A 25,913-nucleotide genomic window follows, 5' to 3' on the forward strand; every position below is an offset into this window, starting at 1 on the left:
ATGAGGTTGCTGAGGCAAGGTGACCACGCCCCCAGAGTGCCCCCTCCGGGCTCCGTCCGGCACGCGAAAACGCCGGTGGGACGGGCATATGCCCGTCCCACCGGCGCCGGACCGCGCACGGTCAGCCCTTGGCGAGCTTCTTCAGCGCGACGTTCAGCTTGAGGACGTTGACGCGCTCCTCGCCCATGAAGCCCAGGACGCGGCCGTCGACGTGCTGCTCGACCAGCTTGGCCACCGTGTCCTGCGGCAGGCCGTTCGCCTTCGCCACCCGCCCGGCCTGCAGGCGGGCGTACTCCGGCGAGATGTCCGGGTCGACGCCCGAGGCGGAGGCCGTCAGGGCGTCCACCGGGACCGAGGACGGGGAGACGCCGTTGAAGGCGGCCACGTCCGCGCGGCGCTTGCCGACGTTCTCCAGCAGCACCTTGCTGTCGGCGGAGAGGTTGGAGGCGCCGGAGACCAGCAGCTTGTACCGCGTGTTCTCGGTGTTGGCGCCGGCGGCCGAGGCGCGCGGCTGGAAGTACTTCGGGTCGGGCAGCGGGTTGCCGTCCTTGTCCTTCCCCTCCAGGTCGTAGCTCTGGCCGAGCCGCTCGGAGCCGACGGACCTGCCGCCCGCCCTGATCTCCGAGCCGTTGGCCTTGTCGTGGAAGGCCGCCTGGGCGATGCCGGTGACGACCAGCGGGTAGATCACCCCGCAGACCACCGTGAGGACGAGCAGGGCGCGGAGCCCGGCGCCCAGCAGGCGGACCGTGCTGTGTACGGAGTTGTTCATGGTGACGTCACCCGATGCCAGGGATGAGGGAGATGAGCATGTCGATGATCTTGATGCCGATGAACGGGGAGACGAGGCCGCCCAGTCCGTAGATCAGGAGGTTGCGGCGGAGCATGGCGTCCGCGCTCATCGGGCGGTAGCGCACGCCCTTGAGGGCGAGCGGCACCAGGGCCACGATGATCAGCGCGTTGAAGATGACGGCCGACAGGATCGCCGACTGCGGGGACGTCAGGCTCATGATGTTGAGCTTGTCCAGGCCCGGATAGGCCACCGCGAACATCGCCGGGATGATGGCGAAGTACTTCGCCACGTCGTTGGCGATCGAGAAGGTGGTCAGCGCGCCGCGCGTGATGAGCAGCTGCTTGCCGATCTCGACGATCTCGATGAGCTTGGTGGGGTCGGAGTCCAGGTCCACCATGTTCCCGGCCTCCTTGGCGGCCGAGGTACCGGTGTTCATGGCCACGCCGACGTCCGCCTGGGCGAGCGCGGGGGCGTCGTTCGTACCGTCGCCCGTCATCGCGACGAGCTTGCCGCCGGCCTGCTCCCGCTTGATGAGGGCCATCTTGTCCTCGGGGGTGGCCTCGGCGAGGAAGTCGTCGACGCCGGCCTCCTCCGCGATGGCGGCGGCCGTCAGCGGGTTGTCACCCGTGATCATGACGGTCTTGATGCCCATGCGGCGCAGCTCCTCGAACCGCTCCCGCATGCCCTCCTTGACGACGTCCTTGAGGTGGATGACCCCCAGGACGCGCGCGCCCTTCTCGTCCTCCCGGGCTACGAGCAGCGGCGTGCCGCCTGCCTGGGAGATCTCGTCGGTCAGCGTCCGGGCGTCCTCGGCGACGCGGCCGCCGCGCTCCTCCACCCAGGCGATGACCGAACCGGTCGCGCCCTTGCGGACCTTCTTGCCGTCCACGTCCACACCCGACATACGGGTCTGGGCCGTGAAGGGCACCCACTCGGCGCCCACCAGCTCGCTCTGGTGACGCTCCGCCAGGCCGTACTTGCCCGTGGCGAGGACGACGATCGAGCGGCCCTCGGGCGTCTCGTCGGCGAGCGACGAGAGCTGGGCGGCGTCCGCGACCTCGGCGGCCGTGACGCCCTTGACGGGCACGAACTCCGCCGCCTGGCGGTTGCCGTAGGTGATGGTGCCGGTCTTGTCGAGCAGCAGCGTCGAGACGTCGCCCGCGGCCTCCACCGCGCGCCCGGACATCGCCAGGACGTTGCGCTGGACGAGACGGTCCATGCCCGCGATGCCGATCGCGGAGAGCAGCGCGCCGATGGTCGTCGGGATGAGGCAGACCAGCAGGGCCGCGAGCACGATCATCGTCTGCTCCGCCTTCGCGTAGATCGCGAAGGGCTGGAGGGTGACGACGGCCAGCAGGAAGACGATGGTGAGCGAGGCCAGCAGGATGTTGAGGGCTATCTCGTTCGGCGTCTTCTGCCGGGCGGCGCCCTCGACGAGGTTGATCATGCGGTCGATGAAGGTCTCGCCCGGCTTCGTCGTGATCTTGATGACGATGCGGTCGGAGAGGACCTTGGTGCCGCCGGTGACCGCCGAGCGGTCACCGCCCGACTCGCGGATGACCGGGGCCGATTCGCCCGTGATCGCGGACTCGTCGACGGAGGCCACGCCCTCGACGACGTCGCCGTCGCCCGGGATGATGTCGCCGGCCTCGCACACGACGAGGTCGCCCACGCGCAGCTTGGTGCCGGCCACCGACTCCTCGGTGTCACCGTTCAGACGGCGCGCCACCGTGTCGGTCTTGGCCTTGCGCAGCGTGTCGGCCTGGGCCTTGCCGCGGCCCTCGGCGACGGCCTCGGCGAGGTTGGCGAACAGGACGGTCAGCCAGAGCCAGACCGTGATCGCCCAGCCGAACCAGTCGCCCGGGTCCTTCAGCGCCAGCACGGTGGTGGCCACCGAGCCGACCAGGACCACGAACATCACCGGGGCCTTGACCATCACCCGGGGATCGAGCTTGCGGAACGCGTCGGGCAGCGACTTCAGCAGCTGCGCCGGGTCGAAGAGGCCACCGGAGACGCGGCCGGACTCCTCGGAGCCGTGCGGACGCTCGTCCTGGGGCTCGTCGGGGGCGGTACGTACGGGGGTGGTGGTGCTCATGAAAGTCCCTCCGCCATCGGGCCAAGGGCCAGGGCCGGGAAGTAGGTCAAGCCGGTGATGATGAGGATCGCGCCGACGAGCAGCCCCGCGAAGAGCGGCTTCTCCGTGCGCAGGGTGCCCGCGGTCTCGGGCACGGGCTTCTGCTCGGCGAGCGAGCCGGCCAGCGCCAGGACGAAGACCATCGGCAGGAAGCGGCCGAGGAGCATGGCGAGCCCGATGGTGGTGTTGTACCAGGGGGTGTTGGCGTTGAGGCCGGCGAAGGCGGAGCCGTTGTTGTTGGCGCCGGAGGTGAACGCGTAGAGCACCTCGGAGAAGCCGTGCGCCCCGCTGCTGTCCACGGAGTTGCCCGCGGTGTTGAGGATCGACTCCGGCGGCGAGGACAGCGCCATGGACAGCGCGGTGAAGCCCAGGACCAGGGTCGGGGTAATGAGGATGTAGCACGCGGCGAGCTTGATCTCGCGGGTGCCGATCTTCTTGCCGAGGTACTCGGGCGTACGGCCGACCATCAGGCCCGCGATGAAGACGGCGATGATCGCCATGACGAGCATGCCGTAGAGGCCGGAGCCGACGCCGCCGGGCGCGATCTCGCCCAGCATCATGCCGAGCAGGGTGATGCCGCCGCCGAGGCCGGTGAAGGAGGAGTGGAAGGAGTCCACCGCGCCGGTGGAGGTCAGCGTCGTCGTGGTCGCGAAGATCGCGGACGCCCCGACGCCGAAGCGCTGTTCCTTGCCCTCCATCGCCCCGCCGGCCGCCTCGAGCGCCGCGCCGTGGTGGGCGTACTCGGTCCACATCATCAGCGCGGTGAACGCGAGCCAGATCAGGCCCATGGTGGCCAGGATCGCGTAGCCCTGCTTGACGTTGCCGACGAGCCTGCCGAACGTGCGGGTCAGCGAGAAGGGGATGACGAGGATCAGGAAGATCTCGAAGAGGTTGGTGAAGGCGTTGGGGTTCTCGAACGGGTGGGCGGAGTTGGCGTTGAAGTAGCCGCCGCCGTTGGTGCCGAGCTCCTTGATGACCTCCTGCGAGGCCACGGCGCCGCCGTTGACCTGCTGGGTGCCGCCCGTGAGCTGCCCGATCTCGTGGATGCCGGCGAAGTTCTGGATGGCGCCGCAGGCGACCAGGACGAGCGCGCCGATGACGGAGATCGGGATCAGGATGCGGACGGTGCCGCGCACCAGGTCCGCCCAGAAGTTGCCCAGGTCGCCGGTGCGCGAGCGGGCGAAGCCCCGGACGAGCGCGATGGCGACGGCCATGCCCACGGCGGCCGAGACGAAGTTCTGCACGGCGAGGCCGAGCGTCTGCACGGCGTGGCCCATGGCCTGCTCGCCGGAGTACGACTGCCAGTTGGTGTTGGCGACGAACGACGCGGCGGTGTTGAACGCCTGGTCGGGGCTGATCGCCGTGAAGCCCAGCGACAGGGAGTCGGGCAGGACGCCCTGGATCCGCTGCAGCAGGTAGAGGAAGAGGAGCGAGACGGCGGAGAAGGCGAGGACGCCGCGCAGATAGGCGGGCCAGCGCATCCCGGCGCCGGGGTCGGCGCCGATGAGGCGGTAGATCCACTTCTCGGCGCGCAGGTGCTTGTCGGAGCTGTAGACGCCGGCCATGTAGTCGCCCAGCGGGCGGTAGACCAGCGCCAGCGCCGCGACGACCGCGGTGAGCTGGAGGACTCCGGAAAGAACGGGGCTCATGTCGCCCGCTGCGGTAGCAGCTATAGGCACAGTCAGAACCTCTCCGGGAAGACAAGGGCGAGGATCAGGTAGCCCAGGAGGGCGACGGCAACGAGCAGGCCGACGATGTTCTCGACGGTCACAGCTTCGTCACCCCCTTGGCGACGAGAGCCACCAGCGCGAAGACCGCGATCGTGGTGACGACGAAGGCCACATCGGCCATCGTGTGCTCCTAGAGAGGTTCGGATGAACGGACCTCTAGAGGAAACAGCGAATACCGATCGGTTCGAAGTCCGTTGACGCCTCCCTTACGGCCATTAGCGCGCCCTTGACGAGATCCATACGCGTGCCGCCCGGACCTGCGAAAACGCCGCTGGGCCGGAACCCGTACTTCGGGTTCCGGCCCAGCGAAACGGCCTCTTCCGGCCGCGCGGCGGCCTGATCCGGCGCCGTGCGGCAGACCTGGCTCAGCGCACCTCGGTGATCTCCGGACCACGCTGGAGGCGGTCCACGCCACCGGCGAAGCGCGAGCCCTGCTCCTCCTGCTGCAGGCCCTCGGCGACCATCTGGGCGTCCTCCGGCAGCTTCAGCACGATCGGGTCGCGCGGAGCCATCGGGGACTCACCGCGCACGACGACCGTGTCGCGGAAGATCTGCTCCAGCAGCCCGGCGGTCTGCGGCTGCACCGCGCCCTGGCCGGAGATGACACCGCGCAGGAACCAGCGCGGACCGTCACAGCCGACGAAGCGCACCAGCTGCACGCCCTGGGTGCCGTCCGGCAGCGCCACGGGCACCTGGGCCCGCAGCTCCCAGCCGAGCGGGCCCTCGACCTCGTCCACGACACCGCCCTGCTGGGTGATGCCGCCGGCGATCTCCTCACGGACCTCGACCCAGATGCCCTCGCGCTTGGGTGCGGCGAACGCCTGCAGCTGCACGGCGCTGTCGCGCAGCACCACGGTCGCGGCGACGATCGCGTCCCCGGCGACCTCGACCCGCAGCTCCATGCCCTCGACACCGGGGACGTACAGCCCGCCGAGGTCCACCCGGCCGTCGCCGGGCTCCATGACCTCGGAGATGTCCCACGGCCCGTCGGGGCGCGGCTCCGGCTCCAGCCGGATCCTGCTCTCGGCCGCGGAGGCATGTGCGTCCTCGTTGGCGAGGGCGTCCTCGACCAACTCATCGGAGGTCACGTCATCGATACGATCATGATCGACAACGTCCTCGCTGCGCTTGCGGCGACGACCGAACACGTCACTGTCCTTCCCGGTCGCAGGCGACCGAAGCGAATCCATTCCCCACGGCAGCGTGGCCACCGGTGGACCCGAAGCCCCCTTCGGCCCGCGCCGAGCCGGGAAGCTCCGCCACCTCGTGGAAGCGAACCTTCTCGACCTGCTGTACAACCAACTGTGCGATGCGGTCGAACCTCTCGAACCGAACGCTTTCGCGCGGGTCCAGATTGACCACAATCACCTTGATCTCTCCACGGTACCCGGCATCGATGGTGCCCGGGGCGTTGACCATGGACACTCCGCAGCGGGCGGCGAGGCCGGAGCGGGGGTGCACGAACGCCGCGTACCCGTCGGGCAGGGCGATCGAGATGCCGGTCGGCAGCACCATCCGCTCACCGGGCGCCAGCTCGGCGGCCTCGGTCGTGACCAGGTCGCAGCCCGCGTCACCGGGGTGCCCGTACGAGGGAATGGCCACCTCGGGGTCGACCCGGCGGATCAGGACGTCGACGGGCTGACGGCTCACTGCGTACTCCTGCTCGTTGCTGCGCTCACGGGTTCACCTCGAAGGCACGGGCGACCCTGACCTGGTCGGGGTCGGCGAGTACCGCCTGGATCTCTTCCTTGCGGCCGTTCTCGATGAAGTGCTCGACCTTGACCTCGATGAAGACGGCCTCCGCGTGGACGGCGACGGGCCCGCCCGGGCCGCCGATCCGTCCCGTGGCCGTGCAGTAGATCTTGCGACCGTGCACCGCGACGGCCTCCGCGGTCAGGTGCAGCACCGTGCCCACCGGCACCGGACGCAGGAAGTCCGTCTCCAGCCGGCCGGTCACCGCGATCACCCGCAGGAGCCAGCCCAGCCCGCCCAGCGTCTCGTCCAGGGCCGTGGCCAGCACGCCTCCGTGCGCCAGGCCGGGGGCGCCCTGGTGGGCCTCCTTGACCTGGAACTCGGCGGTGACGCTCACGCCCTCGCCGGCCCGCGTCTGCAGGTGCAGCCCGTGCGGCACGCCGCCGCCGCAGCCGAAGCAGTACTCGTAGTGCGACCCGATGATCTCGCCGGGCGCGGGCGCTTCGGGGTGCCGCACCGGGGGCCCGGCGTCGGCCGGCGGTGTCAGCGCTGTCGTTCGTCCACTCACAGGGGCTGACCTTACCCGCGCCGACGGCACCCGGTCCTGTCCGTGCCAAGCTTGTGCGTATGCAGCCTTACGAAGAACGCCTGACCGCGCCCCGTTCCTGGTGGTTCATCGCGGTTCTCGCCGGTATCGCCATGGCGCTGATCCTGCTGCCCCTGGGCACGCTGCCGATGCTCGGCGGCCTGGCCGGCGGCGGGGTGCTCGCGGCGGTCGCGGTCAGTTCGTACGGTGCGGTGCGGATCCGGGTGGTGGGCGACTCGCTCGTGGCGGGGGACGCGAGGATCCCCGTGGCCGCGCTGGGGGTGCCCGAGGTCCTGGACGCCGAGGAGGCCCGCGCCTGGCGCACCCACAAGGCCGATACCCGCGCGTTCATGCTGCTGCGCGGGTACGTGCCCACGGCGCTGCGCATCGAGGTCACGGACCCGGCGGACCCGACCCCCTACCTCTACCTCTCCACGCGCTCCCCCGAGCGCCTGGCGGCCGCTCTGACGGCCGTACGCGCCTGACCTAGGCGAGACCCAGGCCCGACTCGTCCCAGGGCACCTGGTGCTTGCGCAGGTCCTTGCGGACCTTCGCGGCGAGCCGCTTGGTGTCGCGGCGGTTCATCGCCGCGCCGACGGCCGCGCCGATCATGAAGGGCGCGACGTTGGGCAGACTGCGGAACGTGCGCTTGAGGACCTGCTGCCGCAGCTCACGCCTGAGCTGGCCGCCGAGGGCGGCGTTGACCGTCAGGGGGGACGTGACGTCGATGCCCCGCTCGTCGGCCCAGGCGCCGAGGTAGGCGGTGGCCCGCTGGCGCACGGACCCGGGCGCGGGGACGCCGTAGACCTCGTGCAGCTCGGCGATCAGTTTGAACTCCACGGCGGCGACGCCGATGACCTCCGCCGCCAGCTCGGCGGGCATGGCGGGCGGCACGGGCAGCATCGCCGCCGCGCCGATGCCGGCGCCCACGGTGGACGTGCCGTAGACGGCACCGGCCACCAGCTTGTCGGCCAGCTCCTCCGGGCCGAGGCCGGGGAACTGGACGCGCAGGGTCGCGAGATCGCGCACCGGGATGCGCGGGGCGTTCGCGATGATCCGGTCGGCGACGGCGGTCAGGCCCGCCCGCGCGCCCCGGCCGCTCATCCTCACCTTCTGCGCGCCGTAGCCGACCACGGCCGCGAGCGAGGCCTTACGGCCTCGCTCGATGCTCGGGTCGACGTCGGCCCCGGCGGAGCCGCCAGGTGCGCCCTCGGCAGGCCCGGTGGTCAGGTCGGGCTGCCGGGAACGCCGCTTCCGGAACGGGGTCGAGCCTGCCATGGCAGACCCTCGCCTCACTCGCAGTCGCGGCAGACCGGCTGACCGTTCTTCTCTCCGGCCAGCTGGCTGCGGTGGTGCACGAGGAAGCAGCTCATGCAGGTGAACTCGTCGGCCTGCTTGGGCAGGACCCGGACGGCCAGCTCCTCGTTGGAGAGGTCCGCGCCGGGCAGCTCCATGCCCTCAGCGGCCTCGAAGTCGTCGACGTCTACCGACGAGGTCGACTTGTCGTTCCGCCGGGCCTTCAGTTCTTCGATGCTGTCCTCGTTGACATCATCATCGGTCTTGCGTGGGGTGTCGTAGTCCGTTGCCATGTCGCTCTCCCCCTCTGGGTGTCTGCGGTGTCTCCAGCGCACGTAACGCGTGAGAGGCCGGACTTGTGCCCGACCCGAGGCGGAGATTTTGCCTCACATCAAGGTCTGTTACTCAATCGACACCCAACCGCACACCTGAAGAGGTGATCGGGATGGGTGGCGATCGGGACCGTACACGGCCGGAAAGCCGGGTGCGGCCGCACCATCTCGTGTACTTCCCGTGATCAGGACCCCCGGAAACCCCCATTTTTCAGGCGTTCCCGAAGCTCTTTCGGTCACGGAGAGTAGATGGCCGGAAGTCTGCGTATGTGACTGAACACACACGGCCACAGCGTCGGTCGGAACGGGAAAATTCCGCCCAAAGCGAACCAGTGGCCGACCCATTCTCGCAGACTCCCGGACCGGCTCAGGTCGGCAGGACCACCCGCATGACCAGGCCACCCCCTTCACGGGGCTCCGCGGTGATCCGTCCGCCGTGCGCGCGGGCCACCGAGCGCACGATGGACAGGCCCAGGCCCACGCCCTTGTCGCTGCCCGTACGCTCCGTACGCAGGCGGCGGAACGGCTCGAAGATGTTGTCCAGCTCGTAGGCGGGGACGACCGGGCCGGTGTTCTCCACCACCAGCACCGCCTGTCCCGGCTGTGCCTGGGTCGTCACCTCCACCCAGCCGTCCGGAGTGTTGTAGCGCACGGCGTTCTGCACCAGGTTCAGCGCGATGCGCTCCAGCAGCACGCCGTTGCCCTGGACGACCGCGGGCTGGCGGGTGCCGCGCAGCTCCACGCCCTTGCCCTGGGCCTCCGCACGGGCCTGGTCCAGGGCCTGGGAGGCCACCTCGGCGAGGTCCACGGGCTTGCGGTCCACGATCTCGTTGTCGCTGCGCGCCAGCAGCAGCAGGCCCTCCACGAGCTGCTCGCTGCGCTCGTTGGTGGCCAGCAGGGTCTTGCCCAGCTGCTGGAGCTCCGGGGAGACCCCGGGGTCCGAGAGATGGACCTCCAGCAGCGTCCGGTTGATCGCGAGCGGGGTGCGCAGCTCGTGCGAGGCGTTGGCCACGAAGCGCTGCTGCGCGGTGAAGGCCCGCTCCAGCCGGTCGAGCATCTCGTCGAAGGTGTCCGAGAGCTCCTTCAATTCGTCGTCCGGCCCGCCCAGTTCGATGCGCCGGGTCAGGTCCGTGCCGGCGACGCGGCGGGCGGTGCGGGTGATCTTGCCCAGAGGCGAGAGGACCCGGCCCGCCATGGCGTAGCCGAAGGCGAACGCGATCACGGCGAGCCCGAGCAGCGCCAGCAGCGAGCGGCGCAGCAGGGACCCCAGGGCCTCGGCGCGCTGGTCGCGCATGCAGGCCTCGAGGATGCCGTTGGCCTGCTCGGCGGTGAGGCCGGGGCTCTTCAGCTCGGGGCAGGTGTTGCGGGTCACCTGGACCTGGCTGCCGTTGACCAGCTTGATCAGGGGCTCGCTGCCGACGCTCAGCGCGTGGGCCGCCAGCAGGTAGATGATCGTCAGCAGCAGGACGCCGGCCATCAGGAACATCCCGCCGTAGAGCAGGGTGAGCCGTATGCGGATGGTCGGGCGCAGCCACGGGAACGGGCGTACGACCGGCTGGCGGGGGTCCCAGGTGGGCTTCGGCGGGGTGGCGTCCTGCCGGGACCCGGACTGCGGGGGCGTGGGGGGCGCGGGGGTGGCGGGGGAGGGTGCCATCGCGGGTCAGATCCGGTATCCGGAGCCGGGAACGGTGACGATCACAGGGGGCTCCCCGAGCTTGCGGCGCAGCGTCATCACGGTGACGCGGACGACGTTGGTGAAGGGGTCGGTGTTCTCGTCCCAGGCCTTCTCCAGCAGCTGCTCCGCGGAGACCACGGCGCCCTCGCTGCGCATCAGCACCTCCAGCACCGCGAACTCCTTGGGCGCCAGCTGCACCTCGCGCCCGTCGCGGAACACCTCTCGGCGGTTGGGGTCCAGCTTGATGCCGGCCCGCTCCAGGACGGGCGGCAGGGCGACGGTCGTGCGCCGGCCCAGGGCCCGTACGCGCGCGGTCAGCTCGGTGAACGCGAACGGCTTGGGGAGGTAGTCGTCGGCCCCGAGCTCCAGGCCCTCCACGCGGTCGCTGACGTCGCCGGAGGCGGTCAGCATCAGCACGCGGGTGGGGATGCCCAGCTCGACGACCTTGCGGCAGACGTCGTCGCCGTGGACGACCGGCAGGTCACGGTCGAGCACGATGACGTCGTAGTCGTTGACGGCGATGCGCTCCAGGGCGGCGGCCCCGTCGTACACGACGTCGACGGCCATGGCCTCCCGGCGCAGTCCGGTGGCTACGGCGTCTGCGAGCAGCTGCTCGTCCTCGACGACGAGTACGCGCACGGCGCTGGTCCTTCCTTTTGAGCCCTTGTGGGCAGCTTCGATGACCCCGGTGGGTCACTCCATCCTGCCTCGGATGTCGATAAACCGGCCGTAAGGGGTGTCCGGCGGCCAGGATGGGAAGGGATTCCGGATTGCTCGGTGATCGCAGGTTTCCGCCCGGAGAAGGGTGGGGAAGACGTCTGCACACCCGCGATCACGCTTCTCCGTACGCATCCGCGTACGCGGATACCCACGCACGTGATCGTTTTCGCCGTGGCACACCCCCGTGCCGCCTATCCACGACGAGGGGGCGCAGCACCATGGACGCGTTCACAGCAGGCATCCTGCAGCGCATAGAGAGCACCCGGTCCGACCTCGACCACGCCCGCCGGACGGGCGACGACTACCTCGCCGACGTCGAACAGGCGGAGCTGGAGGATCTCCACCGCCTGGCCGCCGAACACGGCGTACCGATCAGCGCCGCCTGATCCCCCCACGAACCGGGGCCCCGCCCCACACCCGGACGCCGGACGGCTGCCCACCCAGCCGCCCGGCGTCCGCCGAATTCCCTCTCCCGGCTAGTCGTGCCAGGCCCCCAGTGCCTCCAGCCGCTCCTGCAGCGGCTCGAAGAGCCCGGCGGGGGCCGCGACCGTGAGCTCGCCGGAGGCCGGCTCGCCCGGGCGCCCGCCCGTCATCGCCCCCGCCTCGCGGGCGATCAGCGTGCCGGCCGCGAAGTCCCAGGGGTTGAGCCCCCGCTCGTAGTAGGCGTCCAGCCGGCTGCAGGCCACGTCGCACAGGTCGATCGCGGCGGAGCCGCCGCGCCGGATGTCCCGCACCTCGGGCAGCAGCGACCGCAGCACCTCGGCCTGCGCGGCCCGCCTGTCGGTCAGATAGCCGAAGCCGGTGCCGAGCAGGGCCTGCTCGAAGGCGGGCGCGGGCCGGCAGCGCAGCCGCCGGTCGCCGACGAAGGCGCCCTCGCCGCGCACCGCCCGGTACGTCTCGCCGCGCATCGGCGCCGCGACGACGCCGACGACCGCCTCGCCGTCGATCTCGGCGGCGATGGACACGGCCCAGGACGGCAGGCCGTAGAGGTAATTGACCGTCCCGTCGAGCGGGTCGATCACCCACCGGATCCCGCTGGTGCCCTCGCTCCGCGCGCCCTCCTCGCCCAGCAGCCCGTCCTGCGGGCGCCTCTCCGCGAGGAATTCCGTGATCAGCTTCTCGGCGGCGATGTCCATCTCGGTCACGACGTCGATGGGGCTGGTCTTGGTGGCGGCCACGCCCAGGTCGGCCGGGCGGCCGTTCCTGAGCAGGGTGCCGGCGCGGCCCGCGGCCTCGAGGGCCACGGCCAGGAGTTCGGCCTTCAGGGTGTCGCTCACGGTGCTGGTGCTCCTTACGCGTACGGACTGTCGGCGCCCGCGGCGGCCGGGCGCGGCGCCCGGGCCGGGCAGCAGCCGACGGGGCAGAGGTCGTGGGAGGGCCCGAGGGCGCCCAGCGCGCAGCGCTCGGGCAGCTCCCCGCGCTCGCTCGCGGCCCGCTCCAGGACCAGCTCGCGCACGGCGGCGGCGAAGCGCGGGTCCGCCCCGACCGTGGCGGCCCGGGCCACGGGCAGGCCGAGCTCGGCGGCCTTGGCCGTGGCCTCGGTGTCGAGGTCGTACTTGACCTCCATGTGGTCCGAGACGAAGCCGATCGGCACCATCACCACGCCTGGCGCGCCCTCGCCGTGCACGGCTTCCAGGTGGTCGCAGATGTCGGGTTCGAGCCAGGGGATGTGCGGGGCGCCGCTGCGCGACTGGTAGACCAGGCTCCAGGGCCGGTCGGCGCCGGTCTCCTCGCGCACCGCGTCGGCGACGAGCCGGGCCACCTCCAGGTGCTCGGCGACGTACGCCCCGCCGTCGCCGTGGTCCTCGACGGGGCCGGAGGCGTCCGCGGCGGCCGTCGGGATGGAGTGCGTGGTGAAGGCGAGGTGCGCCCCGGCCCGGGCCTCCTCGGGCAGCCGCTCCAGCGCGGCCAGCGTCGCCTCGACCATGGGCCGCACGAACCCGGGGTGGTTGAAGTAGTGCCGCAGCTTGTCGACGCGCGGCAGCGGCAGCCCCTCCGCCTCCAGCGCGGCCAGCGCGTCCGCGAGGTTCTCGCGGTACTGCCGGCAGCCGGAGTAGGAGGCGTAGGCGCTGGTGGCCAGGGTGAGGACGCGGCGGTGTCCGTCGGCGACGAGCCGGCGCAGGGTGTCGGTCAGGTACGGCGCCCAGTTGCGGTTGCCCCAGTAGACCGGCAGGTCCATGCCCTGGGCGGCGAAGTCCTCGCGCAGGGCGCTCAGGAGCGCGCGGTTCTGGTCGTTGATGGGGCTGACGCCGCCGAAGAGGAAGTAGTGCTGCCCGACCTCCTTGAGCCGCTCGCGGGGAATGCCGCGGCCACGGGTCACATTCTCCAGGAACGGGACGACGTCGTCCGGTCCCTCGGGCCCGCCGAAGGAGAGCAACAGCAGGGCGTCATAGGGGGCGTGGGCTGGCTGATCCGACATGGCTCCGATCCTGCCACCCGGCGCTGACAGCGGGAAATGCGAGTGCGTCGAACGAAGGTCCGGACGTAATCTGTATCGGCCACCTACATCCCTTACGGCACCCTCGTCCCGTCCCCCCGTCCCGAGCCTCCTGGGAGCCGTCTTTGTCCAGTCCCTACAGCGCGATATTCGCCGCCCCCGGCAGCAAGGGCTTCGCCGCGGCGGGCTTCCTCGGCCGGCTGCCGCTGTCGATGATGGGCATCGGCATCGTCACGATGGTCTCGCAGCTGACCGGGCGGTACGGCCTGGCGGGCGCGCTCTCCGCGACGATGGCGCTCTCCGCGGCCGTCTGCGGTCCGCAGGTCTCCCGGCTGGTCGACCGGCTGGGACAGCGCCGGGTGCTGCGCCCCGCGACGGCGATCGCACTCGTGGCGGTGGCCGGGCTGCTGGTGAGCGCGCAGCAGCGGTGGCCGGACTGGACGCTGTTCGTCTTCTCGGCGGGGGCGGGCTGCGTGCCGAGCGTGGGCTCCATGGTGCGGGCCCGGTGGGCGGCGATCTACGGGGGCTCCCCGCGCGAGCTGCACACCGCGTACTCCGCCGAGTCCGTCATCGACGAGGTGGTCTTCATCGTGGGGCCGATCCTGTCGATCGGCCTGTCGACGGCGTGGTTCCCCGAGGCGGGCCCCCTGCTGGCCGCCCTTTTCCTCGCGGCCGGCGTCTATTGGCTGACCGCCCAGCGCGCCACCGAGCCCACGCCCCATCCGCGCGCCGAGCACACGGGCGGCTCGGCGCTGCGTTCGCCGGGGCTGCAGGTCCTGGTGGGGGTCTTCGTGGCCACCGGTGCCCTCTTCGGCTCGATCGAGGTGGTGACCGTGGCCTTCGCCGAGGAGGAGGGCCACAAGGCCGCGGCGAGCCTGGTGCTCGCGGTGTACGCGCTGGGCTCCTGCCTGGCGGGGGCGGTCTTCGGCCTGCTGCACCTGAAGGGCGACCCGGCCCGGCGCTGGGTTCTGGGCGTGTGTGCGATGGCCGTGAGTATGATCCCCCTCCAACTGGTCGGGAACCTGCCGTTCCTGGCCGTGGCTCTCTTTGTCGCGGGCCTGTCCATCGCGCCGACGATGGTCACGACGATGGCCCTCGTCGAGCAGTACGTACCGCGCGCGAAGCTGACCGAGGGCATGACCTGGACGAGCACCGGGCTCGCGGTCGGAGTGGCGCTCGGCTCGTCGGCCGCCGGCTGGGTGGTGGACGCCGCCGGCGCCGCGGCGGGGTACGCGGTGCCCGGCGTGGCGGGTGGGCTCGCGGCCGCCGGCGCGTTCCTCGGGTACCGCCGGCTCCGGCCGGCGCCTGAGCGGGTGGGGGTCGGCACAGATGACCGCAACGACAAGGACAAGAACGAGCAGCGCGTGGCGTAACTGGGCGGGCAACGTCACCGCCCGGCCCGCGCGGTCGGTGGCACCGGCCACGGCACGGGAGCTGGCGGAGGCGGTCCGCCGGGCCGCCTCGGACGGCCTGAGGGTGAAGGCGGCCGGCACCGGTCACTCCTTCACGACGACGGCCGTCACGGACGGGCTGCTGATACGCCCCGAACGACTGACCGGCATCCATGCGATCGACCGGGCCGCCGGCACCGTCACGGTCGCGGCGGGCACCACGCTCAAGCACCTCAACACGGCCCTGTCGGCGCACGGCCTGTCGCTGACGAACATGGGCGACATCATGGAGCAGACGGTCTCCGGAGCCGTGAGCACCGGCACCCACGGCACCGGCCGCGACTCGGGCTCGATCGCCGTCCAGATCACCGGCCTGGAGCTGGTGACGGCCGACGGCTCGGTGCTGACGTGCTCGGCCCGGGAGAACCCGGAGGTCTTCGCGGCCGCCCGGGTCGGCCTCGGCGCGCTGGGCGTGATCACCGCGATCACCTTCGCGGTGGAGCCGCAGTTCCTGCTGCGGGCGCGGGAGGAACCGATGCCGCTCGGCCGGGTGACGGCGGAGTTCGACCAGCTCGTCGCCGAGAACGAGCACTTCGAGTTCTACTGGTTTCCGCATACCGAAAGCTGCACCACCAAGCGCAACAACCGCAGCGCCGGCCCCGCCGTGCCGAACGGCCGCATCGGCGCCTGGGTGGAGGACGAGCTCCTGTCCAACGGCGTCTTCGGAGCCGCCTGTGCGCTGGGCCGGGCCGTCCCGGCCGCCGTCCCGGGCATCGCCGCCCTCGCCGCCCGCGCCCTGTCGGCCCGTACGTACACCGACGTCCCGTACAAGGTCTTCACCAGCCCGCGCCGGGTCCGCTTCCTGGAGATGGAGTACGCGCTGCCGCGCGAGGCGGCGATGGCGGCGCTGCGGGAGCTGCGGGCGGTGATCGAGCGCGAGCGGCTGCGGATCGCCTTTCCCGTGGAGGTGCGGACGGCTCCGGCGGACGACATCCCGCTCTCGACGGCCTCCGGGCGGGACACCGCCTATCTGGCCGTACACATGTACAGAGGGACGCCGCACCGGGCGTATTTCACCGCGGCCGAGCAGATCATGACGGCCCACGGCGGCCGGCCGCACTGGGGGAAGCTGCACAGCCGCGACGCGGCCTATCTGGCCGGTGTCTATCCGCGCTTCGCGGAGTTCCTCGCGGTGCGGGACCGGCTGGACCCGCACCGCGTGTTCGGCAACGACTACCTGCGGCGCGTCCTCGGCGAGTGAGGCCGGCGCCGGCCGGCCCTAGGCGGTCGTGCCGGCGGCGGTGCCCGCGCTCGTGCCCGCCGCCGCGTTCTGGCCCTGCGGCGGCGGGGTGGACTGGCCGCCCGTGGTGCCGCCCGCGCCCTGGCCGCCGGTGGTGGTGCCCTTGCCGTCGTCCTGGCCCTTGCCGCCCGGCGACGCACCGGGGGTGGGGTTCGCCGGGGCGGGCGAGGGCGAGGAACCGCTGCCGGAGGACGGGGAGGTCGAGGGACCCGGCGACTGCTTGCCCGTACCGCCGCCCCGCGACGCGCCCGGGGACGGCGACGGACCGTCGCTTCCGCCCGTCTCCTGCCCGGCGCCGCCCTGGGAACGGCCCGGGTCCGGCTCGTGCGAGGGATCCGGGTCCTGCTTCTGCTCCTGCTTCTGCGGCTGGAACAGCCGGCTGACGGTCGTCCCGTCCTTGCTGCCGTCCGCGCTGGATCCGGAGACCAGCTCCACGGCGGTCACCGTGCCCATCGCCAGCGCGAAGACGGCACCGGCCGCCAGCAACGGGCGCTTCCAGCCGCGCAGCCGGGTGCCATGGGTCGTGCCGGTCGTGTAGTCCTCGGAGTACCCGTGGAAGTGCGCGTGATCAGGTGCGCCGGTGTACGCACCGGCGTGCGCCTCGGATTGCGCCGGGTTTGCTCCCGGATGTGGCGCCTGGTGCAGCAGTTGCGTACGGTCCTGGGCCTTCGGCAGCACGCGCGTCGTGTCGGCCGTGTCCCGCACGGGAACCCGGCGCGATCTGGTCTCCGGCGGCACCGTGACATCGCGGAGCTGCTCACCCGTACGTTTGAACAGGTGTTGAAAAACTGTGCCACCCGTGGTGGCCACGACGCTGACGACACCGGCACCGATGACCGTGCCGTATACACCGAGTTTGCCCGCGAGCAGCGCGGCGACCACCGCCGCCAGTGCACTACCGGACACTTGTGCGACGCTCAGGTCGAGCCGCTTGCCCTGGGGTTTTGCCTCACTTTCGGGTTTGTCGTCCATCTCCAGCCCCTGTTGGTCCCTTCAGTACCTCTTGTAGCCAGAAGAGACATTCGAGCCTAACGAACAGTTCCGGATCCGGCGATTGTGTGAACCACGCCACCCACGGGTAGGCGCTCCGCCACAAGGGGCGCATTTCAACTCCCTTGTCGCAGGTGAACTTCGCTGGCGCGCCGATCCACCCCCAGTGGCCCGAATGGAGTACTGTGACGAGCCCTGGCCCCAATATCCCGTCCGGACCGCCCGGAACGAACCGGACCCAACGGGAGGGGCTCGGGCGGCTCTGGCCCCGTCAACTCGGCAATGTTGTGGCAGGCTGCTACCCGGGCAGGCCACACTCGACTAGCGGAAGCAGCGACGCAGGTGACGTCGGCAGGCACCACCCGGGAGGTCCCCATGCCCGAACTGCGTGTCGTGGCAGTCTCCAACGACGGCACACGGCTGGTGCTCAAGGCTGCGGACAGCACGGAGTACACGCTTCCCATCGACGAGCGGCTGCGTGCCGCCGTGCGCAACGACCGTGCGCGTCTCGGCCAGATCGAGATCGAAGTGGAGAGCCACCTCCGCCCCCGCGACATCCAGGCCCGCATCCGGGCCGGTGCGTCGGCGGAGGAAGTCGCGCAGCTCGCGGGCATTCCCGTGGAACGGGTCCGGCGCTTCGAGGGCCCCGTCCTCGCCGAGCGCGCCTTCATGGCGGAGCGGGCCCGTAAGACACCCGTACGCCGGCCCGGCGAGAACACCGGCCCGCCGCTCGGCGAGGCCGTGGGAGAGCGGCTCCTGCTGCGCGGCGCCGACAAGGACAGCGCCCAGTGGGACTCCTGGCGCCGCGACGACGGCACGTGGGAGGTCCTGCTCGTCTACCGCGCCTCCGGCGAGCCGCGCGCGGCCAGCTGGACCTACGACCCGCCGCGCCGGATCGTTCAGGCGCTGGACGACGAGGCCCGGGCGCTCATCGGCGAGACCGACGAGACGCCCGAGCCGAGCTTCCCGTTCGTGCCGCGCATCGCCCGGCTGCCGCGCGACCGGCCGCTGGACCGCACCCTGGACCGGGAGCGGCAGACGTCCGCCCCCTCCACGGATCCGGAGGCGTCCTCCGACGAAGCACCGGCGGAGGAGCCCGCCAAGGAGCGGGACTCGCTGACGAGCCTGCTCGAGGCGGTGCCCAGCTTCCGGGGCGACATGGTCGTACCGGAGAGCGCCACCACGGCTCCGATCCCCTCACCGGCCTCCGACACGCCCGGCGAGGAAGCGGATTCCGTGGAACCGCCGGCCCCGGCCGCCAGTGCGGGGTCCGCGTACGCCGATGTGCTCATGCCACGCTCGGTGGCCGGCCACCGCGACCGCCTGATCGGCACCACCGATCGCCAGGCCGAAGCGGACGGCGTCCGCCCCGGCCGCCGCGCCGCGGTCCCGAGCTGGGACGAGATCGTCTTCGGCACCCGCCGCAAGAAACAGGACTAGCCAGGCCTGACACGCCCTCAGGCGCCGGACGGACTCCATCGGAGCCGTCCGGCGCTTGAGGGCTGTTTCCGACAGGCCGTCAGCCCGGCAGGGGCCCGGTCGCCACCGGTCGGGCGGGGTCGGACGACCATTCGCTCCACGAACCCACGTACAGGCTCGCCGGAATGCCCGCGACCGCCAGCGCCAGCACCTCCTGCGCCGCGGAGACCCCCGAGCCGCAGTAGACCCCCACCTCGGTACCGGCCGAAGCGCCCAGGCCGGCGAACCGCGCCGCGAGCTCCGCGGCGGGCAGGAAGCACCCGTCCGCGCCCACATTGTCGGTCGTGGGCGCGGAGACGGCGCCGGGGATGTGGCCGGCGACCGCGTCGAGCGGCTCGACCTCGCCGCGGTAGCGCTCCCCCGCCCGCGCGTCCAGCAGCAGCCCCCGGCGCGCCAGTTCCGCGGCGCCGTCCGCGTCGAGCAGCGGCAGCGCCCCCGGCGCCGGCACGAAGTCGCCCTCCTCCACGGGCGACACCTCCCGCGTCGGCCGCCCGCCCGACGCCGTCCACGCGGCGAGCCCGCCGTCGAGGACCCGTACGTCCGGGTGACCCGCCCAGCGCAGCATCCACCAGGCGCGGGCGGCGGCCCAGCCCAGCCCGTCGTCGTAGACGACGACCGGGCGGTCGAAGCGGACCCCTGCGCGCCGCATGGCGGCGCCGAACACCCCGGTGTCCGGGAGCGGGTGACGGCCCCTCGGCCCCGCGGGGGCGGCGAGTGCGCTCTCCAGGTCGACGTAGACGGCGCCGGGGAGGTGCCCGGCCTCGTACTGCGGCAGGCCCGGCGGGCCCCCGGGGCGGTAGCGAACGTCCAGGAGCGTGGGCCCTCGCTCGCCCTCCGAGGCGCTCGCCCACTGCTGTGCGGTGATGATGGCATCCATGCCCCCATCCTGGCGTAGTCGGCATTGCGCCGAATGGCCCCCTGGCCAGACGCCGCGATGCTGATCGATACTGGACGGCAATGACGCGGGCAGGGAAGCGGGACGCGAAAGCGGGCATTCTCCTGCGGGAACCCATGAAGTCCGGCGCGGCCGGGGGGCGTCTCACGACAGGTGGTGCAAACATCTGGTCGGGCACCGCCCTGTACCACCCCCCGCGCGCCCGGAGAGCGGGACGCGCGGCCACCACGAGGGTCCGAGGAGACGACTGACGATGACCGAGGTATGGGGATCCTCCGAGACCGGCGAGGAGGAGACCCGGCACCACACACCGGGCACTCCCTGCTGGACGAGCCTCCTGGTGCACGACCTGGAGGCGACCAAGGAGTTCTACGGCGCTCTGTTCGGCTGGACGTACTACAGCCCCGGTCCGCGCCAGTTGGGGCCGTACGTCCGCGCCACGCTCGACGGCCACAATGTGGCCGGGATCGGGGAGCTGCCGCCCGACCGTCAACTCCCCAACGCGTGGACCACCTATCTGGCGAGCGACGACGCGGACGTGTGCGCGGAATGGATCCGCTGCTCCGGCGGCACGGTCGGGGTGGGCCCGCTGGCGGCCGAGGGGGCGGGGCGGCTGGTGCTGGCCACGGACCCCGCGGGGGCGCCCTTCGGCGTCTGGCAGGGGCAGCGGCTGCTGGGTCCCCGGCCGACGGGCACGCCCGGCGCCGAGGGCACCCCGGTCTGGCACGAACTGGTGACCCATGACGCGGCGGCGGTGCTGAAGTTCTACCGCGCCCTCTTCGGGTACGAGACGAAGGCGGCCGGAGCCGTCGACTCCGACGCCTTCACACTGCACGTGGACGGCCGTCCGGTCGCCTCGATCCGCGGCGCCGGGCCCTCGCTGCGCCACCCGCACTGGATGACGTACTTCGAGGTGGTGGACGTGGACGCCACCGCCCGTCGGGTCGCCGAGCTGGGCGGACGCGTGGTGAGCGCCCCGCAGGATACCCCTGCCGGCCGGGTGGCGACGGTCGCCGACCCCGAGGGCGCGGCCTTCACCCTGCAGCGGACGGGACGTTAGTCGGAGCCCTCGGGATCCACCGGCAGCACATCCGGCGACAGCGCGGCGGCACGGGCGGCGGCGGCCGTCAGCCTGCGGCGGTGGTGGCGGCGGCACAGCACCTCGTAACCGACCACGGTCTCGGGCTGGTTGACGTCACCGACGACGACCTGCGCGCCCTCGACGACCATTTGTCCGCCGATCGTACGGGCGTTGTGCGTGGCCCGCGCACCGCACCAGCACAGGGCTTCGACCTGCAGCACCTCGATGCGGTCGGCGAGCTCGACCAGGCGCTGGGAGCCGGGGAAGAGCTTGGTGCGGAAGTCGGTGGTGATGCCGAAGGCGAAGACGTCGAGCTCGAGGTCGTCGACGATCCGGGCCAGCTGGTCGATCTGCTCCGGGGTGAGGAACTGCGCCTCGTCCGCGATGACGTAGTCGGCACGGCCGCCCGCCGAGAGGTGCCCGACGACGTGCGCGTAGAAGTCGAACCCCTCCCCCGCCTCGACGGAGTCGGTGACCAGGCCGAGCCGGGACGACAGCTTGCCCTCGCCCGCGCGGTCGTTGCGCGTGAAGATCATGCCTTGCAGTCCGCGGGTCGAGCGGTTGTGCTCGATCTGCAGAGCGAGGGTGCTCTTTCCGCAGTCCATCGTTCCGGAGAAGAACACCAGCTCGGGCATGGGAAGGCCAATGCCTTTCATTTGTCGTGGGGGAAGGTCGGAAAAGAGTCAGGAACGGACTTCGAGGAGCGGCACGAGCTGCTCGACGGGCGTCATGGAACCGTGCAGTCCGACCATCTTCGATTCGTTCGGCTCGGTCTCGGTGGCGACGATCGCGACGTCGTCCCGGGCGGCGGCGACGACGTCGCCGATCCGCCCGTACACCCGGTCGTCGACGCCCTCGCCGGGCGGGCCGAACCAGCCCGCCTCGATCGCCTCGTCACGCCCCGCGACCCACATCTGTTCGCCGAGCACCTCGCGCCACACGGCCAGGACGTCGGCCGCCGCGCCGGGCACGGCGTAGACGTGGCGGGCACGGGCCTCGCCGCCCAGGAGCGCGACGCCGGCGCGCAGCTCCCAGTCCTCGTCGAAGTCGATGCGCGACTCCGGGTCGAACGGGATGTCGATCATGCCGTGGTCGGCGGTGACGTACAGCGCGGAGCGCGGCGGCAGCTGCTCGGCCAGGCGCTGGGCGAGCAGGTCCACGTACATCAGCTGGCCGCGCCACTCCTCGGAGTCCACGCCGAAGCGGTGGCCCTTGCCGTCGACCTCGCTGTAGTAGGTGTAGACGAGCGAGCGGTCGGCGGCGCCGAGCCGGTCGGCGGCGAGGTCCATCCGTTCCTCGCCGGAGAGCCGGCCGTGGAAGGTGCCGCCGCTCAGCGCGATCTTGGTCAGCGGGGTGTGCTGGAAGTCGGGGGCCGAGACCTGGCAGGTGGCGATCCCGGCGGCGTCCGCGAGCTGGAAGACCGTGGGGTACGGCTGCCAGGCGTGCGGATCGGTCCACGGGCGCCAGCGCAGCTGGTTCATCAGCTGACCGGTGGCCGGGTCGGCGACGGTGTAGCCGGCGAGGCCATGGGCGCCGGGCGGCAGTCCCGTGCCGACCGAGGCGAGGGAGGTCGCCGTGGTCGAGGGGAAGCCCGCGGTCATGGGCGCGCCGGTGCCGTTCATCGAGCTCGACAGCAGGGAGTGCAGGAACGGCGCCTCCGCGGGGTGGGCGCGCAGCAGCTCCCAGCCCAGGCCGTCGATCAGGAAGACGCACACGCGGTCGGCGGGCGCCAGCTCCATGCCCGAGCCGAGCCCGGGCACGCCCATGCCCGCCGCGACCGTGGGCAGCAGGTCGGCGAGCGAGCCGGTGCCGTAGCGGGGCAGCGGGGCGGAGCGGGGGTCGAGCGGGGCCGGATCGTGCCAGGCGGAGCCTGCGGCCGTGGGGCCCGGGGGGTATCCGGTCATCGGCGGGCGGTCGCCGCCGTGGCCGCGGTCGCCTCGGAGAGCGCCTGCGCGAAGGCGAGGGCCTGGCGCACGGTGTCCGGGCCGTCGCCGGCCTCGCTGACGCGCAGGCTCAGGTCGTCGGCCGTGGAGGAGCCGGTGTAGCCGTGGTCGGCGTCGCAGTTGGGGTCGCCGCAGGCGGCGGGCTCCAGGTCGATGCGGGAGACGGCGCCCCAGCCGATGGTCAGGACGACCTCGCGGGGCAGGGTGCCCGGGGTGTACGCCTCGGGGTTGGCGACGACGCGGCTGAGCACCACCGAGGAGATCCGGTCGAGCTTGACGGACTCGGTGGAGGTGGTGGCGTACGGGGACGGCGACGTGCCGTCGGCGGCCTGCTCGTCGGTGTGGCTGACGATGAATCGGGTGCCCGTCAGGACGAGGACGGTCACATGGCGGCGCACCTCGTTGGCGTCGAACGTCGTCTCCTGGTGGACCAGGTACGACACGACCGGCTCCCCGCCCACGGCGGCCTCCACCGCCTCGGCCACGAGGGCCGGGTAGTAGCCGCTGCGCTCGATCGCTGCGCGCAGCCCCTGGGTCGTCGTACCGGTCTTCGCCATATGCCCATCCTACGGGGCGTACGGGGCCCTCCTGCCGCCGATCCCCGGCCGGGGCGCTCAGTACGGGGGCAGGCTGCGCGGGCCGAGGTCGGTGCGGGCCGGCGGCGGGGCGAGCCGTATGGACGCGCCGAGGACGTGCACGCCGTGCTGGGCGACGATCACCGGCTCGAGGTCGGCGCCCACGACCTCGGGATGATCGTCGACCAGCCGGGACACCCGCAGCAGCAGCTCCTCCAGGGCGGGGGTGTCGACCGGCGAGGAGCCGCGCCAGCCGAACAGCAGGGGCGCGGTGCGGATCGAACGGATCAGCTCGGCGGCGTCCCGGTCGGTGGCCGGTACGAGGCGGTGGGCGGTGTCGCCGAGCAGCAGGGACGGGGCGCCGGCCAGCCCGAAGGACAGCACGGCCCCGGCGGCCGGGTCGATGGTGGCCCGGACGACCGTGTCGACGCCGCGGGGGGCCATCGACTGCACGACGAGCCGGGTCTCCTCGGGCTTGCCGAGGAGGTCGGTCAACTCGGCGTAGGCGCGGCGCAGTTCCCTCTCGCCGCCGAGGTCCAGGCGGACTCCGCCGAGGTCGGCGCGGTGGCGCAGGTGCGGTGCGGTGGGCTTGAGCGCGACGGGGAAGCCCAGCCGGTCCGCGGCCCGTACGGCGCTGTCGGGGTCGGCCGCGGGCAGGGCGGGCAGCACGGCGATGCCGTAGCGGGCGAGGAGGCGCTGGGTGTCGGCGGCGGAGAGGGTCACGGCCCGGGGGGCGGTCGCGCCGTGCGCCTCGAGCAGCACGTCGATGTCGGCGGCGGCGCCGGCCTCGTCGATGTCGTCGTACTCGGGCACCCGTCCGGGGGCGGCGGCCTGCCGCCGCCACTGGGCGTAGCGCACCGCCTCGGCGAGCGGGCGGACGGCCCGCTCGGCGGCCGGGTAGGCGGGGATGCGGACCGCGGGGGCGGGGGGCCTGTCCTCCGGTGCGGCGGAGTCCGTGGGCTCCGGCGCCGGGGGCCGGTGGGGCGGCGGGGCGGCGAGGACCTCGGCGAGGCCGGGGATCTCCAGGTGGACCACGGCCACCGGCTTGGCGGCCGGTGCGCCGGCGACCGCCGCGCGCAGGGCGTCGGCGAGCTCGGCTGCCGAGGCGTCGCCGACCCAGGGGATGGCGGTGACGACGACGGCGTCGCAGGCCCGGTCGGCCAAGGCCTCGGCCAGGGCGGCGCGGAAGTCCTCCGGGGCGGCGGCGGTGGTCAGGTCGCGCGGCATCAGCGGATGCAGTCCGTCCGTGAGGCAGGCGTCGTAGGTGAGGAGGGCGAGGGACTCGGAGTTGCCCAGGATGGCGACGCGGGGACCGGCGGGCAGCGGCTGGGAGGCGAGGAGCAGGCCCGCGTCGGCGAGCTCGGTGACCGTGTCGACCCGGATGACCCCGGCCTGCCGCAGCAGGCCGGAGACGGTGGCGTCGGGGATGCGCGGGGCGGGGACGGTGTGCCCGGCCGGCGCCGCGGAGCCGTGGCGGGCGCCCTTGACCACGACGAGCGGCTTGCGGGCCGCCGTGCGCCTGGCCAGGCGGGCGAACTTGCGCGGATTGCCGATCGACTCCAGGTACATCAGGGCGACGTCGGTGTCCGGGTCGTCGTGCCAGTACTGCAGGAAGTCGTTGCCGGAGACGTCGGCGCGGTTGCCGGCGGAGACGAACGTGGAGATGCCGACCAGGCCGGCCGCGCGCCGGTGGAGCCCGCCGAGCAGGGCGATGCCGATCGCGCCGGACTGGCTGAAGAGCCCGACCCGGCCGGCGGCCGGCAGCTCGGGCGAGAGGGAGGCGTTGAGCCGGACGCCGGGGGCGGTGTTGATCAGGCCCAGGGCGTTGGGACCGATGACGCGCATGCCGTAGGAGCGGGCCTGGCGGACCAGCTCGCGCTGTCGCTCGCGGCCCTCGGCCCCGCTCTCGGCGTATCCGGCGGACAGCACGACGAGGCCCTGGACGCCGTGTTCGCCGCAGTCGGCGACGACGTCGGGGACGTGCTCGGCGGGCACGGCGATGACGGCGAGGTCCACGGGGTCCTCGATGGAGAGGACGGAGCGGTGGGCGGGGACGCCCTCGGGCTCCAGGACGGACGGCTCGCCGGGGAAGGCCTTGTTGACGGCGTATGTGCGGCCGGTGAAGCCGCCGGCCAGGACGTTGCGCAGGACGGTGCGGCCGATGCCGCCGGGGGTGCGGCCGGTGCCGATGACGGCGAGGGAGCGGGGGGCGAGCAGCCGCTGGACCGAGCGGGCCTCGGCGAGCCGCTCGCGGGCGCGCTGGACGGCGAGGGACTCGGCGGTGGGCTCCAGGTCGAACTCCAGGCGGACGACGCCGTCCTCGAAGCTGCGCTTCTGGGTGTAGCCCGCGTCCGTGAAGACTTTGATCATCTTGGTGTTGGCGGGCAGCACCTCGGCGGCGAAGCGCCGGATGGAGCGCTCGCGCGCGACGGCGGCGATGTGCTCCAGCAGGGCGGAGGCGACGCCCCGGCCCTGGTGGGCGTCCTGGACGAGGAAGGCGACCTCGGCCTCGTCGGCGGGGCCGGAGGCGGGCATGCCGTGGCCGTCGATGCGGTCGTAGCGGACGGTGGCGATGAACTCGCCGCCGACGGTCGCGGCCAGGCCCACGCGGTCGACGTAGTCGTGGTGGGTGAAGCGGTGCACGTCCCGGTCGGAGAGGCGGGGGTAGGGGGCGAAGAAGCGGTAGTACTTGGACTCGTCCGAGACCTGTTCGTAGAAGCTGACCAGGCGCTGGGCGTCGTCGGGCGTGATGGGCCGGATCTGGGCGGTGCCCCCGTCGCGCAGCACCACATCGGCTTCCCAGTGGGCCGGGTACGCATGCTCGGACGGCGTCTGCATGGGGCCAGCGTAAGGCCGCCCGCCGACAG

The 25,913-nt window shown here is 72.4% G+C and carries 25 protein-coding genes; 6 read left to right on the plus strand and 19 right to left on the minus strand.

The window, feature by feature from the left end; genetic code table 11:
* Positions 1-121: 121 nt before the first annotated feature.
* From kdpC to AB0G59_RS12240, 7 genes are all read right to left on the minus strand, one after another.
* Positions 122-769 carry a K(+)-transporting ATPase subunit C gene (gene kdpC, locus AB0G59_RS12210; protein WP_360910653.1) on the minus strand — a complete coding sequence of 216 codons (648 nt, stop codon included), beginning with the start codon at positions 767-769 and terminating at the stop codon, positions 122-124.
* 7 nt (positions 770-776) lie between these two features.
* Positions 777-2,885 carry a potassium-transporting ATPase subunit KdpB gene (gene kdpB, locus AB0G59_RS12215; RefSeq protein ID WP_360910655.1) on the minus strand — a complete coding sequence of 703 codons (2,109 nt, stop codon included), beginning with the start codon at positions 2,883-2,885 and terminating at the stop codon, positions 777-779.
* Positions 2,882-4,573 (minus strand): potassium-transporting ATPase subunit KdpA, encoded by a 1,692-nt coding sequence (kdpA, locus tag AB0G59_RS12220; protein ID WP_360910657.1) that lies wholly within the window; start codon positions 4,571-4,573, stop codon positions 2,882-2,884. The genes kdpB and kdpA overlap by 4 nt, the downstream gene beginning before the upstream one ends.
* A 32-nt stretch (positions 4,574-4,605) precedes the next feature.
* Positions 4,606-4,695, minus strand: coding sequence for a K(+)-transporting ATPase subunit F (gene kdpF, locus AB0G59_RS12225; RefSeq protein ID WP_360910660.1), 90 nt, complete (start codon positions 4,693-4,695; stop codon positions 4,606-4,608).
* A 324-nt stretch (positions 4,696-5,019) separates the two neighbouring features.
* Positions 5,020-5,802, minus strand: coding sequence for a DUF3710 domain-containing protein (locus AB0G59_RS12230; protein ID WP_360910662.1), 783 nt, complete (start codon positions 5,800-5,802; stop codon positions 5,020-5,022).
* A 1-nt stretch (position 5,803) separates the two neighbouring features.
* Entirely contained in the window at positions 5,804-6,304 is a 501-nt protein-coding gene (gene dut / locus AB0G59_RS12235; RefSeq protein WP_360910664.1) for a dUTP diphosphatase, read from the minus strand.
* 25 nt (positions 6,305-6,329) lie between these two features.
* Positions 6,330-6,914, minus strand: coding sequence for a PaaI family thioesterase (locus tag AB0G59_RS12240; RefSeq protein ID WP_360910666.1), 585 nt, complete (start codon positions 6,912-6,914; stop codon positions 6,330-6,332).
* Positions 6,915-6,973: 59 nt separating this feature from the next.
* Here AB0G59_RS12240 and AB0G59_RS12245 point away from each other — a divergent pair, with 59 nt between their 5' ends.
* Positions 6,974-7,417: a DUF3093 domain-containing protein gene (locus AB0G59_RS12245; protein ID WP_360910668.1), complete on the plus strand. Its 444-nt coding sequence runs from the start codon at positions 6,974-6,976 to the stop codon at positions 7,415-7,417.
* A gap of 1 nt (position 7,418) precedes the next feature.
* Here the strand turns inward: AB0G59_RS12245 and AB0G59_RS12250 are convergent, their stop codons facing one another.
* The 4 genes from AB0G59_RS12250 to AB0G59_RS12265 all read right to left on the minus strand — a co-directional run bounded on the left by AB0G59_RS12250 (position 7,419) and on the right by AB0G59_RS12265 (position 10,874).
* Positions 7,419-8,210, minus strand: a complete 792-nt coding sequence (locus AB0G59_RS12250) for a hypothetical protein (protein ID WP_360910670.1) — start codon at positions 8,208-8,210, stop codon at positions 7,419-7,421.
* A 14-nt stretch (positions 8,211-8,224) separates the two neighbouring features.
* Entirely contained in the window at positions 8,225-8,521 is a 297-nt protein-coding gene (locus AB0G59_RS12255; protein WP_360910672.1) for a DUF4193 domain-containing protein, read from the minus strand.
* Positions 8,522-8,927: 406 nt separating this feature from the next.
* The gene (locus AB0G59_RS12260; RefSeq protein ID WP_360910674.1) at positions 8,928-10,214 is read right to left on the minus strand and encodes a HAMP domain-containing sensor histidine kinase; all 1,287 of its coding nucleotides are present in this window, start codon (positions 10,212-10,214) and stop codon (positions 8,928-8,930) included.
* 6 nt (positions 10,215-10,220) lie between these two features.
* Positions 10,221-10,874, minus strand: a complete 654-nt coding sequence (locus AB0G59_RS12265; RefSeq protein WP_071961699.1) for a response regulator transcription factor — start codon at positions 10,872-10,874, stop codon at positions 10,221-10,223.
* A 299-nt stretch (positions 10,875-11,173) separates the two neighbouring features.
* Here AB0G59_RS12265 and AB0G59_RS12270 point away from each other — a divergent pair, with 299 nt between their 5' ends.
* Complete coding sequence (locus AB0G59_RS12270; RefSeq protein WP_177337439.1) at positions 11,174-11,341, plus strand: hypothetical protein; 168 nt, start codon at positions 11,174-11,176, stop codon at positions 11,339-11,341.
* A 90-nt stretch (positions 11,342-11,431) separates the two neighbouring features.
* Here the strand turns inward: AB0G59_RS12270 and AB0G59_RS12275 are convergent, their stop codons facing one another.
* Together AB0G59_RS12275 and AB0G59_RS12280 are read right to left on the minus strand one after the other, a co-directional pair.
* Positions 11,432-12,232 (minus strand): inositol monophosphatase family protein, encoded by an 801-nt coding sequence (locus AB0G59_RS12275; RefSeq protein ID WP_360910676.1) that lies wholly within the window; start codon positions 12,230-12,232, stop codon positions 11,432-11,434.
* 14 nt (positions 12,233-12,246) lie between these two features.
* Positions 12,247-13,374: a ferrochelatase gene (locus AB0G59_RS12280; protein ID WP_360910678.1), complete on the minus strand. Its 1,128-nt coding sequence runs from the start codon at positions 13,372-13,374 to the stop codon at positions 12,247-12,249.
* A 143-nt stretch (positions 13,375-13,517) separates the two neighbouring features.
* Here AB0G59_RS12280 and AB0G59_RS12285 point away from each other — a divergent pair, with 143 nt between their 5' ends.
* Together AB0G59_RS12285 and AB0G59_RS12290 are read left to right on the plus strand one after the other, a co-directional pair.
* On the plus strand, positions 13,518-14,765 hold the full coding sequence (locus tag AB0G59_RS12285) for an MFS transporter (RefSeq protein WP_360910680.1): 1,248 nt from the start codon (positions 13,518-13,520) through the stop codon (positions 14,763-14,765).
* Positions 14,722-16,044, plus strand: coding sequence for a D-arabinono-1,4-lactone oxidase (locus AB0G59_RS12290; protein WP_360910682.1), 1,323 nt, complete (start codon positions 14,722-14,724; stop codon positions 16,042-16,044). Before AB0G59_RS12285 ends, AB0G59_RS12290 begins: the two co-directional genes overlap by 44 nt.
* A gap of 18 nt (positions 16,045-16,062) precedes the next feature.
* Here the strand turns inward: AB0G59_RS12290 and AB0G59_RS12295 are convergent, their stop codons facing one another.
* A complete protein-coding gene (locus AB0G59_RS12295) occupies positions 16,063-16,989 on the minus strand; it encodes a hypothetical protein (protein ID WP_360910684.1) in 927 nt (308 codons plus the stop codon).
* 426 nt (positions 16,990-17,415) lie between these two features.
* Here AB0G59_RS12295 and sepH point away from each other — a divergent pair, with 426 nt between their 5' ends.
* Positions 17,416-18,513: a septation protein SepH gene (gene sepH, locus AB0G59_RS12300; protein ID WP_360910686.1), complete on the plus strand. Its 1,098-nt coding sequence runs from the start codon at positions 17,416-17,418 to the stop codon at positions 18,511-18,513.
* A gap of 79 nt (positions 18,514-18,592) precedes the next feature.
* Here the strand turns inward: sepH and AB0G59_RS12305 are convergent, their stop codons facing one another.
* The gene (locus AB0G59_RS12305; protein ID WP_360910688.1) at positions 18,593-19,429 is read right to left on the minus strand and encodes a sulfurtransferase; all 837 of its coding nucleotides are present in this window, start codon (positions 19,427-19,429) and stop codon (positions 18,593-18,595) included.
* A 271-nt stretch (positions 19,430-19,700) separates the two neighbouring features.
* On the opposite strand from AB0G59_RS12305, the gene AB0G59_RS12310 reads away from it, so the two are divergent.
* Positions 19,701-20,507, plus strand: a complete 807-nt coding sequence (locus tag AB0G59_RS12310; protein WP_360910690.1) for a VOC family protein — start codon at positions 19,701-19,703, stop codon at positions 20,505-20,507.
* Here AB0G59_RS12310 and AB0G59_RS12315 read toward each other — a convergent pair.
* Genes AB0G59_RS12315 through AB0G59_RS12330 form a run of 4 tightly spaced genes read right to left on the minus strand, consistent with a single transcriptional unit; the run spans position 20,504 to position 25,884 of the window.
* Positions 20,504-21,163, minus strand: coding sequence for a thymidine kinase (locus AB0G59_RS12315; protein WP_360910692.1), 660 nt, complete (start codon positions 21,161-21,163; stop codon positions 20,504-20,506). The two genes, AB0G59_RS12310 and AB0G59_RS12315, sit on opposite strands and share 4 nt — an antisense overlap.
* Positions 21,164-21,211: 48 nt before the next feature.
* Positions 21,212-22,432, minus strand: coding sequence for a nucleotide pyrophosphatase/phosphodiesterase family protein (locus AB0G59_RS12320; RefSeq protein ID WP_360910694.1), 1,221 nt, complete (start codon positions 22,430-22,432; stop codon positions 21,212-21,214).
* Complete coding sequence (locus tag AB0G59_RS12325) at positions 22,429-23,028, minus strand: DUF5998 family protein (protein WP_071963446.1); 600 nt, start codon at positions 23,026-23,028, stop codon at positions 22,429-22,431. Before AB0G59_RS12325 ends, AB0G59_RS12320 begins: the two co-directional genes overlap by 4 nt.
* Positions 23,029-23,085: 57 nt before the next feature.
* Entirely contained in the window at positions 23,086-25,884 is a 2,799-nt protein-coding gene (locus AB0G59_RS12330) for a GNAT family N-acetyltransferase (RefSeq protein WP_360910696.1), read from the minus strand.
* Positions 25,885-25,913: the final 29 nt, after the last annotated feature.

The sequence above is a fragment of the Streptomyces sp. NPDC021096 genome, assembly GCF_040641275.1.
Lineage (GTDB): Bacteria > Actinomycetota > Actinomycetes > Streptomycetales > Streptomycetaceae > Streptomyces.